At 36.9% G+C, this 12,310-nt stretch carries 8 protein-coding genes; 3 read left to right on the top strand and 5 right to left on the bottom strand.

Going from position 1 to position 12,310, the window contains the following annotated elements; translation table 11 throughout:
• Positions 1-171: 171 nt before the first annotated feature.
• Genes FLP_RS07805 through FLP_RS07795 form a run of 3 tightly spaced genes read left to right on the top strand, consistent with a single transcriptional unit; the run spans position 172 to position 3,997 of the window.
• A complete protein-coding gene (locus tag FLP_RS07805) occupies positions 172-813 on the top strand; it encodes a (2Fe-2S)-binding protein (protein ID WP_065448959.1) in 642 nt (213 codons plus the stop codon).
• Entirely contained in the window at positions 810-1,790 is a 981-nt protein-coding gene (locus FLP_RS07800) for an FAD binding domain-containing protein (protein WP_065448958.1), read from the top strand. The genes FLP_RS07805 and FLP_RS07800 overlap by 4 nt, the downstream gene beginning before the upstream one ends.
• 8 nt (positions 1,791-1,798) lie before the next feature.
• Positions 1,799-3,997, top strand: coding sequence for a xanthine dehydrogenase family protein molybdopterin-binding subunit (locus FLP_RS07795; RefSeq protein WP_065448957.1), 2,199 nt, complete (start codon positions 1,799-1,801; stop codon positions 3,995-3,997).
• Positions 3,998-4,715: 718 nt separating this feature from the next.
• On the opposite strand, the gene FLP_RS07790 is transcribed toward FLP_RS07795, so the two are convergent.
• The 5 genes from FLP_RS07790 to FLP_RS07770 form a co-directional block, all read right to left on the bottom strand.
• A complete protein-coding gene (locus tag FLP_RS07790) occupies positions 4,716-5,279 on the bottom strand; it encodes a DUF2911 domain-containing protein (protein ID WP_065448956.1) in 564 nt (187 codons plus the stop codon).
• A gap of 103 nt (positions 5,280-5,382) precedes the next feature.
• Complete coding sequence (locus FLP_RS07785) at positions 5,383-7,194, bottom strand: glycoside hydrolase family 2 protein (protein WP_065449127.1); 1,812 nt, start codon at positions 7,192-7,194, stop codon at positions 5,383-5,385.
• A gap of 35 nt (positions 7,195-7,229) precedes the next feature.
• On the bottom strand, positions 7,230-8,087 hold the full coding sequence (locus FLP_RS07780; RefSeq protein WP_065448955.1) for a heparin lyase I family protein: 858 nt from the start codon (positions 8,085-8,087) through the stop codon (positions 7,230-7,232).
• Positions 8,088-8,438: 351 nt separating this feature from the next.
• Positions 8,439-10,853, bottom strand: coding sequence for a glycoside hydrolase family 2 protein (locus FLP_RS07775; RefSeq protein WP_065448954.1), 2,415 nt, complete (start codon positions 10,851-10,853; stop codon positions 8,439-8,441).
• A 149-nt stretch (positions 10,854-11,002) separates the two neighbouring features.
• Positions 11,003-12,181: a glycoside hydrolase family 88 protein gene (locus FLP_RS07770; RefSeq protein WP_065448953.1), complete on the bottom strand. Its 1,179-nt coding sequence runs from the start codon at positions 12,179-12,181 to the stop codon at positions 11,003-11,005.
• Positions 12,182-12,310 lie beyond the last annotated feature (129 nt).

Below are 12,310 nucleotides of genomic sequence, written 5' to 3'. Positions count from 1 at the left end.
TAAATTCTTAATAAAGTAAAAATACAATTTTGTTATTTAAATCTAATTTTTTTAATGATTCTAAATTGCATTTAAAATGGTGTTTATGTGAATTTTGTAATTTTTTGTCACCTAGGATTCCTAAATTTGTTAGGAGTAACATAAGATTTTTATTAATTTAAAACAGTATGCATGGCTGCCAAACGAACAATTAGAAACAAAGCAGTAGAAGAAGAAGCGAATTCTTCACGTCGTGATTTTATAAAAAAATCCGGTTTATTCACTGCACTTGCTTTGACCCCGCCTTCATTGGTGATGGCTTCTGATAATAAATGGGATGAAAAAATTGCAGAATATTTAGAGACCGTTCCGTTATCGCTTGAAGTAAACGGCGTGAAACACAATCTAAATATAGAGCCCAGAACCACGCTGCTTGATTTATTAAGAGAACAATTGTTGCTTACCGGAACCAAAAAAGGCTGCGATCACGGGCAATGCGGCGCTTGTACAGTTCATGTAAATGGTACCAGAATATTATCCTGCCTATCATTGGCATCCATGCAGCAAAACGCTCAGGTAACCACTATCGAGGGACTTTCAAAAGGAAAAAAACTGCATCCCATGCAGGAAGCTTTCATTAAAAATGACGGTTTTCAATGTGGTTATTGTACGCCCGGACAAATTATGTCTGGCATAGCCTGTATCAAAGAAGGTCACGCCAACAGCAGAGAGGAAATTCGCGAATATATGAGCGGAAATATCTGCAGATGCGGAGCTTATCATAATATTGTTGATGCCATTACAGAAGTTAAGGAAGGAGGAATGCCATTATGAAAAACTTTCAAATAATAAGAGCATTATCATCAAAATCTGCAGTAACTACTATTGCCAAAGAAAACTCGGCCATGTTTATTGCCGGAGGAACCAATCTTGTCGATTTGATGAAAAAAAATGTTGTCGCTCCTGATAAACTTATTGATATCAACGGGGTCGATTTTAAAAAAATAGAATTCCTGACAGGAAAAGTTTCAATTGGTGCAATGGCCAAAAACAGTCAGGTTGCCGAAGATAAAACAATACAAGAAAAATATCCTTTGCTGGCATTGGCATTAGCTGCCGGTGCATCGCAGCAAATTAGGCATATGGCCAGCGTAGGAGGAAATATGTTGCAGCGTACCCGTTGTTCTTATTTTTATAATACTGATATGCCCTGCAATAAACGTACGCCCAAAAGTGGTTGCGGAGCCATTGGCGGATCTAACAGAATGCATGCCATCTTTGGTGCTTCAGACAGTTGTATAGCTGTGCATCCGAGTGATATGTGTGTGGCACTTGCCGCTTTAGATGCCACCGTTTTTGTCGAAGGTCCTAAAGGAAAAAGAGAAATTAAGTTTACTGATTTTCATAGGCTTCCAGGCAATATGCCCGAAAAAGACAATACACTTGAAAATAAAGAAATCATTACTTCAATAGAGATTTCAAATAATAATTTCACTAAAAATATTCATTATCTCAAAGTTAGGGATCGCAGCAGTTATGCTTTTGCATTAATTTCTGTAGCGGTTGGTTTGGATATCCAAAATAATACCATTAAGGATGCAAGGCTGGCAATGGGCGGCGTGGCACATAAACCATGGAGACTGACAGAAGCAGAAGAATTTTTGAAAGGAAAAACAGTTTCTGAAACCACATTCCGGAAAGCAGCTGATTTAGCCATGCATGGTGCAAGAAGTTATGGTGATAATGATTTTAAATTAACACTGGGACCAAATGCCATTACTGAAGCATTAACGATAGCAGCATCTAAATAATTTGAATTATGAGCAAGACAAGTAATATAAATAGAGTTGACGGATTTGCTAAAGTAACAGGTTCAGCAACATATTCAGCCGAGTATAAAACTCCGGGCGTTGCTTATGCATGCCTGGTAGGAAGTACAATTGCCAAAGGAAGAATTAAAACCATCGATACTAAAAAAGCCGAATGGGCGCCAGGAGTTTTAGCAGTAATCACGCATCTTAATGTAGATAAACCTGCTGGATACGAGCAACCCAAAAAACGCGATAACTTGGGTCAGCCACTTCAGATTTTTAAAGATGATTCGGTTCGTTATTATGATCAGCCCATTGCTTTGGTAATTGCAGATACTTTTGAGCGTATGCAATATGCTGCCAGTCTTATTAAAGCCGATTATTTAAAAGAAGACCATTCGACAGAACTTGAAAAAGTAAAAGATAAAGGAAAAACTCCGGAACGCGCAAAAGATTATCACCGTGGCGTTGAGGATGGATATAAAAATGCAGCAGTAATTCTGGAAGAAGAATATACCATACCAACCGAAGTGCATAACCCAATGGAACTGGCCAATATTATTGCCAAATGGGATGGAAACAAACCTACACTTTATACCAAAAGTCAGGGTGTGGAAGGAACCCGCAAAAGTGTGGGAGATGTATTTGGAATTCCTGCCGCAGATGTTGCTGTAAATTCAGAATATCTTGGAGGTGCTTTTGGGATGGGATTACACACCTGGCCTTATGAAATTGCAGCTCTTATTGGTGCTAAAAAAATAAACCGCCCTGTAAAGCTGGTATTGCATAGAGAACAAATGTTTACCAATGTTGGGTTTCGACCTTATACGATTCAGAAAATGGGTCTTGGTGCCACCAAAGAAGGCAAGCTAACAGGATTAACGCATGAAGCCATAGCGATGACTTCGAGTTATGAAGATTTTATGGAAGGTACCGTAAACATGTCCCGATTTATTTATGATTGTGCCAATGTTTCAACCCGATATAGAATTGTTCCTCTTGACACTTGTACGCCAATCTGGATGCGTGGTCCGGGAGAAGCAACAGGATCTTTTGCTTTAGAAAGCGCTATGGATGAATTGGCTCATAAACTAAATATGGACCCAATTGAATTTCGTAAACTGAATTATGCCGAGAAAGATCTCGAACAAAACAAACCCTGGAGCAGCAAATATCTTCTGGAATGCTATGAAGGTGGTATGGAACGCATTGGCTGGAAAAACCGTAAAAACAAACCCGGATCTGTTCGTGAAGGTGAATGGCTTGTAGGTTACGGAATGGGAACCGGAACTTTTGGCTGCTATAGAAGTCCAACTTCTGTAAAAGCAAAATTTCTAACCAATGGTACTTTGGTTTTGCAATGTAGCGTAAACGATATGGGACCCGGAACAGCCACTATGATGACCGCAATTGGCGCAGATGTAACCGGAATACCAAGCGAAAATGTGATCATCGAAATGGGAAAAAGCGGTCTTGCCAAAGGACCAACCCAAGGAGGTTCAGCAACCACTTCATCTGTAGGATCAGCAGTAAACGATTCCTGCCAGTTATTAATAACAAAAGCTATTGAATTGGCAAGTAAATCAGATGCCTTGAAAAATATACCAATTGCAGATTTGGCTTTTGTAAATGGTTCAGTAACTTCAAAAAAAGACAGTTCAAAAAGTGTTTCTTTAGCCGCAGTATTAAACGCAAATAAATTAGAAGAATTAGTAGTAGAAAATGAATCAAAAGCTGCAGAGGAGGCAAAGAAATATTCGATTTATTCTTTCTCTGTACATTTTGTAAAAGTGTTGATTAATCCAAATCTTGGAAAAATCAGATTGGCACATGTGGTTTCCTGCGCTGATATTGGAACTGTAATCAACCAAAAAACTTCGGCAGGGCAAATGTATGGCGGAGCAGTGGGAGGAATCGGAATGGGATTGATGGAATCTTTAGAAATCGATCACAGATTTGGTCGCCCTATAAATAATAATTTTGCCGATTATCATGTTCCCGTAAACGCTGATATTGAAAAACAGGAAGTGTTTTTTGTTAATAAAAAAGATCCTGTAAGTAACCCAATGGGAACAAAAGGACTTGGTGAAACGGCCCTGGTCGGAATGGCACCTGCAATTGCCAATGCAGTTTTTAATGCAACAGGAATACGTGTGAGAGATTTACCCATTACATTAGATAAAATATTAGAAACCGTAAAGGTTTAAAATAAAAAACGAGACATTCAATGTCTCGTTTTTTTTATCAATTTTCAGATATAGCCCATGGTTTCAACCACGGGAACACAATCAAAAAACAATCCGTATCCAATCCTATGTTCTCGTGGTTGAAACCAAAGGCTATGTTATTTGAGATTTCAAGATTTTCGACCAAGTCCCAGCGGGACGAAATATTTATAGATAATATTTTATGATATGCAACAGAGCCCCGTAGAGGTGAAATATATGTCACTCCGCTGGAGCTTCGTTTTTAAATCGTACATTTTGGTTCTATAAATATATCGCTCCTCTGGAGCTTTTTTTATATCCATTTCAAATATTGCCCGTGGTTTCAACAACGGGAACACAATCAAAAAACAATCCGTATCCAATCCCACGTTCCCGTGGTTGAAACCACAGGCTATATTATTTGAGATTTCAAAATTTTCAACCAAGTCCCGGCGGGACGAAATATTTATAGATAATATTTTATGATATGCAAAAAAGCCCCGTAGGGGTGAAATATATGTCGCTCCGCTGGAACTTCGTTTTTAAATCGTACATTTTGGTTCTATAAATATATCGCTCCTCTGGAGTTTTTTTGTATCTATTTCAAACATTGCCCGTGGTTGAAACCACGGGCAATGTTTATATAGCACTGAAAATTATCTACAAAAAAAGGGAGACATTAAAAATGTATCCCTTCTGATATCAAAAAATAATTTGATTATTTAACCGTAATAGGAACTTCAACAGTTGTTTTATCCCAGCCAATAACCAAATTGGCTACAGAACCCTGAGTTGTAAAAGCGATTGATAATGCTTCGATTACTGTAGAAACCGGTTTTACAGGAACTGAAACTCTTACAACATCTTTACTTTCGTCATAAGCATAACCTCCCCATAAATCAAGTTCTTTATTAAGGATGATTGTCCATTTATCTTTTTCAGGAATAGCAAATAAGCTATAAGTACCAGCCGCAATTTTTTTACCATCAATTGTTACTGCTTTGTAGAATTTGATTTCTGTGTTTTCGTTTGCACCTACTCTCCAAACTTCACCAAACTTTACAATATCACCAAAAATGGTACGCCCTTTTACAGAAGGTCTTGCGTAAGTAACTTTGACAACAGGATTTGGAGTGTCAGTTTTTTTGAATTTAACTGCTTTGTTCGGGAAATAAGAAATATCAACCGGACTAGCATCAAGCGGAGCAAACTTTACTACTTCCTGAGCTTGAACTGTAAAGACAGCAAACAAAGTAACTGCCAATAAACTTAATTTTTTCATAGGAATACAATTTTTAGAATAACTACAAAGTAAGTTAATAATGAATAAAAATCATATCATTACAGTTTGTTTTTTGTTAATGAATTGATAATAGTGCTTAGTTTTAATATTCTTTTTTCTTTTTAGCATACCAATCCTGCATAATATAAAAAGCTTTTTTCTTTTCGCCATCATTCGAAATTAAACCTTTACGATTGTAACCGTCCTGAATTCCTGGAAGCAATCTTTTTGGAGATCTGAAATCTACCAGAATCCAGGGGCTTAAACCGCTAAGATGAGGTATTTTTTCGATCATTTTTAGGTTCTGGATGTATAAATATTCCTGATATTCCTCTGTCCAGCGTTCGTTTTTTTCTCCGTGAAAGCCCGCTTTGGCATCTCCGCCAAATTCAGAAACAATTACAGGTTTGTTGTATGGTGTGTCCCAAAACGTTTTCTCAGCGTTTTCTAAATTTCCGCCATACCAACCCAAATATTGGTTGAAAGCAATGATGTCAAGCGATTTGCCAATTTCATCATCAATCATTCCAACGCCTTTTACGTTATGAGTCAATAATGCAGCGCTTATTAATCTTGTATTGTCCAGTGATTTTGTATGTACCACCAAATTTTTCAGAAACGTATTTCTTGCATCAGAAATTGGCGTTTCATTCGCCATCGACCAAATAATAATACTGGCTCTGTTTTTATCTCTTGTAATAGCCGCTGTCAATTGATCTTGGGCATTTTTATATGTTTTTTCGTTGGTGAATTCCACTGTCCAGTAAACCGGAATTTCTTCCCAAACCATTAATCCTAATTTATCTGCAAGTCTGATAATGTTTTCATTATGCGGATAATGTGCCAGGCGAACATAGTTGCAGCCCAATTCCTGAGCCCAGTTTAATAAACGCAAAGCATCTTCTTCAGAATTCGCACGTCCGCCTTTTGCATTTTCTTCGTGAATAGAGATTCCGCGCAAGAAGATCTGTTTTCCGTTTAGTAAAATTTTGTCTTCCTGAGTTTCGATGGTTCTAAAACCAATATTGTCTTTTAATTTTTGCCCGTTAAAATCAATTACAACATCATATAATTTTGGATTTTCAGGCGACCAATAGGAGATTTTCTTAGCAGGAATTTCAAAATTTACAATTCCGTCAGCGCCTACTTTTCCCTTATAGTTAATTTTCAATTCAGGAATCGAAATCGCCACTTGATTTTGCGCCGGATTGAAATTGTTGATTTTGATAAAACCTGAAATCAAAGCCGCATTTCCTTTTTTAAGCTGAATGTTATAATCTTCTACAAACGATTCATTCTCTTCGATTAAAGTAACATCGCGCGTGATTCCTCCATAATTCCACCAATCGGTATTCACAGTCGGCACATCTTCTTTATGACGTGTATTATCAACTTTCACTACCAAATAATTGTCTTTAGGTTTTACAATCGAAGTTACTTCATAATTAAAAGGCGTAAAACCACCTTCGTGAGTTCCTAGTTTTTTTCCGTTCAAATAAACATCCGCTTTATAATTAATCGCTCCAAAATAAACAAAAAGACGTTTTTTATCCTTTAATTCATAATCGAATGATTTTTTGAACCAAACATTTCCTTCATAATATTTAAGTTCCGCAACCTGCGAATTCCAATCTCCCGGAATATTGATTCTTGCCGATTTATCAAAATCATATTCTACCAGTTCCTGTTTGTTTGCAGCATGATAATTATTAAAAAAAGCACCATTAGATGGTTTTGCCTGTTTATCGTATTGATCCAAATGAAAGCTATAAAATCCCGTTTGATAAGGATCAATAATATAGTTCCAAACCCCGTTTAAAGAAGTTGTGGTTCTGTTTGGAACATTCGAGATTAAATTTTGTGCCTGCCCGATAAAAGCAGTTGTTAATAGTAATAAGGTAATTAGTTTTTTCATTCTTATATTTATTTTGATCATTTTATATTCGATGACTACTTATCTTTTCCAGATAAAGTAGTTAATTCTTTTATACTAAAATCAGAGAATCGCATTGTTTCATCTTTCATATTAGCAATATCTTTCAAACTGCGATACATTCCCCATTTAGGTCTAATGAAAGAATTATCAGCGCGAATCGTTTGAATATTTGAATTGCTATAATTCATTAAAATAGTTCCGTCACTTACTTTTTTTATAGTTATGGCATAAGTTCCTTTTAAGCCCACTTTAATAGTTTCTGTTGCTTCCACCCAGGTTCCTTCAAACAAAGACATATTTACTGTCTGGTATTTTATCATTTTTGAAGCTTCAGCTTTAACATAAATGAGTTCGAGTTGGTTAGAACCGTTTGTTATTTTTCTTAAAGTTAAAGTAAACAAAGGATTTCCTGCATCGCCATCAACCGCTTTAATCTGATGAATATGGGTAAAATCTTTAGTAGGTTGAAATCCTGCGGGTATTTTAAAACGCCATTTGTACTGAACAGTTTCACCAGTTGTTCCTTTTAAATTATCAGGAGAAGGTTCGAATGACTTTATTTCGACACGCTGCCTGTCCGTTTTACCTTTTACAGGTTCATTGTCCGGAGGCGTGTTTGTAACATGTAAATAAAATTCAAAAACATATTTCTTCAAATCATCATCATAAACTTCTGTAATATGCCTTCCAAAACTGGGATGAATAGCGTCTGGAGCTTCTACGGCGCCGTTTTTAGTTCCAGGCGCCAATGCTTTTGTAATTAATTCATAAGTGCCGAGTCCATCTGGGCCATCGGCATTTAGGGTTACTTGTGCATTGGTTATAAAAGTGGTCATTGCTAAAGCAATTCCGTAGAAGATTGTATTTTTCATGGTTTATGATCTTTATTATTTCACGCGGATTTTGCAGATTCAGCAGATTTTTTATTATTATACTTCGAAGTCTGACTTGTCTTTCTGAACGAAGGATTTCCGAATTCAGTTTCTTAAGCGTTTACCTTCATTTTTGTCATTCTGAGGAACGAAGAATCGCACGCGTAAATCGACAAAGATTGATGAATTTGCAGACGGAGTTTCTAGTGTGATCCTTCGTTCCTCAGGATGACAAGATTGTGTGTAAACTTTGCGTCTCTGCGTCTTTGCGCGATTAATCCCGTCCCCAGGATAAAATAAAAAACTTTGCGTTCCTTGCGTAAACCCTTGCGAACTTTGCGGTTAAATAATTCAATTCTCAATCTTCAAATATTCACCTTTAAAACTCTGATTCAAAGCCGTCATTTCTATAGGAATTCCAGGTCCATCAGGAACCACTTCTATAGATGCCTTTCCGTTGGCCATTTTTATGGATTCACTTCCGGTTGGAGTTCCTTGGCTTTTCATCGTTTTCCCACCTTTTAAACATTGAAAATAAACACTTTCCTCATAATCTAAACAACGTAAATTGTTGTTGTCAATTGCAATTGCCGTTACCAAATAATTGCCGTTTTTTAATTTCTCTGATGATAATTGTAAAGAAGTTGCTGTATCATTTTTATTAAAGCGATAATTTACTTTGATCGTGTCCGAAACTTTTTTTCCGTCTTTTGTTTCTCCAACAGCGATTAAAATATTTTCACCTTTAAGGAAATTCACATCCCAAGTTAAGCCATTTGCGGGATAAAGCGAAAGGTTTCTTTGTTTTTGACCCAATGATTTCCCCTGATGAAATAAAGTAACCTTTTCGCAATTACTAAAAACACTCAGCGTTCTTGGCGTATTTTCAGGACCTTGACGTTCTGTCCAGGTATGCGATTCGATGTAGGTAAAAGGTTCATTGCTCCAGTAACTTTTAAAAACATAATAAGCATCTTTTGGATTTCCGTTACGATCCACCAATCCTTTTTGGTTCATGTACGGAATATCATCTTCCGGTCTTAACGGCGTTGCAAAATCCTTAAATGCCCATTGAACATTACCCACGAACGTTGGATCATTCTCGGATATATGCAAGTGCCAGTCGAATAAATCAACGATATAATTCTCGCTCCAATCGCCAATTTGGGCAATATTCGCCACTTTGGTTTGTACAATAGCTTCTTCCCAACCCTCGGCTTTTATGATGTTTTCGCCTGTAATCGGGTTTTCGCTATGACGGCCCACATGACTATCTCCGCCATATTCAGCGTGAATAAAATGTTTGTATTCTTTTTTATAAACGTCAATTGCTTTTTGGTAACTTTTGTAACTTCCGGAATACCAGCCCGACCAGATCGAAGGGGAGAAGACATCAACAATTTGTGAACCTTCATAATATTTTCTAATCGCGGTTTTTCGCGTTGGATCCATTTTATGTGCGATGTCGTTTAATTCAGTTAAAAACACATTGGTTTTTTCGGTATTATCTCCGTCAGGAAAATCAGGAAGCCAGTTCATTTCATTACCCAACGACCAAATAATAATACTTGGATGATTGTAGTTTTGATTGATGATTTCGGCCAGCATATTTTTGGTATTCGTTTGCCAAAGTTCACCGCCAATTCCGCCGCGACACCATGGCAATTCATCCCAAACCAATAATCCCAGTTCATCACAGGCTTTATAGATTTCAGGATCCTGCGGATAATGCGCCAGACGAACAAAATTAGCGCCCATTTTTTTAATCGATTCCATATCAGCGTGATGTTGTTCGTTGCTCATTGCAGCACCAACTCCGGCTTGTTCCTCATGACGATGTGTACCGCGAATGAGTAATCGTTTTCCGTTAAGGTAAAACGGACCGTGATCTTTAAATTCAAACCACCTGAAACCCACTTTTTCATTTATGCTGTCTCTGATTTGATTTTTCTCTGATAAAAAAGCAGTGACTTTATAGAGATTCGGCTTTTCGGTATCCCATAATTCAGGATTTTTTAGATTTTCGAATTGAATAGTGGCCGTTTTATCTGAAACCGGAACAGTTTTACTGGCAATCTTTTTTCCTTTTGGATTTTTAAGAATTATTGTTAAGGATAAAGCAGCACTATCAGAATTTAAAGTTGAAGCAACGATGTTTAAAGAAGCTTTTTTAGCCGAAACTTCCGGAGTTGTAATTTTTAAATTCTCGATATGATTTTTATATTTAGACAATAACCAGACATCGCGGGTTATTCCGCCATAAATATAGAAATCACTTTTTTGAGACGGGATCACTTCAATATCATAACTGTTATCCACACGAACAAAAATGTCGTTGTTTCCTTCTTTAATAAAATTGGTAATATCAATAGTAAAACCAATATAACCGCCAATATGGCCGCCGGCTTCTTTACCGTTTACATATACTTTTGTCGTTACATTCGATCCTTCAAAATATAAATAATAAAGCTGATTTTTATCGATAGAGGGAATGTTCAGCTTTTTTTGATACCAGCTTGCATCGCGTCTGTAACCCGGATTAAGATCGGTTGCGTCTTCGGCATTCCAGGTATGAGGTAAGTTTAATGAAATCCAATTAGTGGCTTTTTGTGCTTCGCCAAGACTTGGAGTGTGATTTTCCAGATATTGCCAATTTTCATTGATATTCATTTTTGTCTGAGCAAAACTGCTGCTCAGACAAATTTGAAAAAAAACAAAAAGTGCAAAAGTATAAAATGTATTATTTTGGTACGGTGAGGTATTCATAGATTGTAAAGCTTTTTTTTTAGGTTCTAAGGTTCTGAGGGACTGAGGTTCTGAGTAAAAAGGTTCAGAGGGACAAAGTTTTAAAGCTTTTCTACCTTTAAAATCTTAGAATCTCAGTCCCTTAGAACCTCAGAACCTTTCTATCTTTCTCACTTTTTCCTCAACAATGCTTCTAGAAAATAATAGTCGGCATAGATTATTGGTTCGTCGATTTCGTCGTGTTTTGGCCAGTTTCCGGTGCTGTGGTCGAATATAAAAGGCGCGTTTATTTTTGGATCTAAAATGTATTTATCCGAATGTAAACTCGCGATTATTTTATCGGCGAAAGCCAAATAAGTTTTATTTTTAGTATAGTCGTATAACTCATACAAAGCAGAAGCCATAACAGTTGCAGCAGAAACATCACGCGCCGAATTTGGAATAGCAGGATCTCTAAAATCCCAATACGGAATTCCGTCTTCGGGCAGATTTTTATCGGTCATAAAAAATTGTGCTGTTGCTTCGGCTTGTTTTAAATAGGCGGGATCTTTGGTATATCGGTATGACATGGTAAATCCGTAAACTGCCCAGCCCTGACCGCGTGCCCAAACCGAATCGTCATTATATCCCTGAAGTGTAGTTTTCTTTCTTACGGCTCCTGTTGTTGGATTGTAATCAATAACATGGTAGCAGCTATTATCATCTCTAAACTGATTTTTAAGCGTGGTATTGGCGTGCTGAATCGCAATATCCTGATACTTTTTATTACCGGATAGTTTTGTGGCTTCAAAAAGCAATTCGAGATTCATCATGTTATCGATAATTACAGGATAATCCCAAATTTCCTTATTGAAATCCCAAGAACGGATGGCGCCAACTTTTGCGTCAAAACGAGTACATAAAGTTTCAGCTCCCTTGATAATGACGTCTTTGTATTCTTGTTTGTTTTCTACTTTTAAAGCTTCTCCGTAAGCACAATATACTTTGAAACCTACGTCATGAGAATTTCTGTTTACGCTTTCTTTTTTGCTGAAAGGCGTCCATTTTTCGGCTTGGTTTTTATATTCAGAGTTGCCTGTCAATCGGTACAATTGCCAAAGGTTTCCAGCAAAGAATCCGCTTGTCCAGTCTCTTGAGGGAACTTTTTTAATCTCATTGGTTTTGATGTTCATACTTCGTGGCATCGACATCGAATCAACCGGATAAGCAAGTAACATTTTGTATCGGGTTTCCAGAAGATTATCTGCTGCTGCAGAGGTGTTTTTTGTTGTAGAATTAATCCCTGATTTGCACGCTGTTACCAGCAATGCAAACCCCAGGATTAAAGCAAAATTACTAACTTTACTCATACTTATTATTGTTTATTTAATTAAAAATGGAGAATTAAAAATTAAAAATTGGTTATAGTTTTGTTTAAAATGGGTATGAAAAACGAAACTCAGGATAATTGCGATTCCAAAGATTTTTAATTTTTAATT

The organism is Flavobacterium piscis (assembly GCF_001686925.1).
GTDB classification, from domain to species: Bacteria; Bacteroidota; Bacteroidia; order Flavobacteriales; family Flavobacteriaceae; genus Flavobacterium; species Flavobacterium piscis.
The sequence above is the reverse complement of the archived record's forward strand: the minus strand, read 5'-3'. Positions and strand labels throughout refer to the sequence as shown.

Bases quoted from the DNA above. Each gene is read 5' to 3' on its own strand.
- FLP_RS07805 (WP_065448959.1), top strand. From the start codon at position 172: ATGGCTGCCAAACGAACAATTAGAAACAAAGCAGTAGAAGAAGAAGCG.
- FLP_RS07800 (WP_065448958.1), top strand. From the start codon at position 810: ATGAAAAACTTTCAAATAATAAGAGCATTATCATCAAAATCTGCAGTA.
- FLP_RS07795 (WP_065448957.1), top strand. From the start codon at position 1,799: ATGAGCAAGACAAGTAATATAAATAGAGTTGACGGATTTGCTAAAGTA.
- FLP_RS07790 (WP_065448956.1), bottom strand. From the start codon at position 5,279: ATGAAAAAATTAAGTTTATTGGCAGTTACTTTGTTTGCTGTCTTTACA.
- FLP_RS07785 (WP_065449127.1), bottom strand. From the start codon at position 7,194: ATGAAAAAACTAATTACCTTATTACTATTAACAACTGCTTTTATCGGG.
- FLP_RS07780 (WP_065448955.1), bottom strand. From the start codon at position 8,087: ATGAAAAATACAATCTTCTACGGAATTGCTTTAGCAATGACCACTTTT.
- FLP_RS07775 (WP_065448954.1), bottom strand. From the start codon at position 10,853: ATGAATACCTCACCGTACCAAAATAATACATTTTATACTTTTGCACTT.
- FLP_RS07770 (WP_065448953.1), bottom strand. From the start codon at position 12,181: ATGAGTAAAGTTAGTAATTTTGCTTTAATCCTGGGGTTTGCATTGCTG.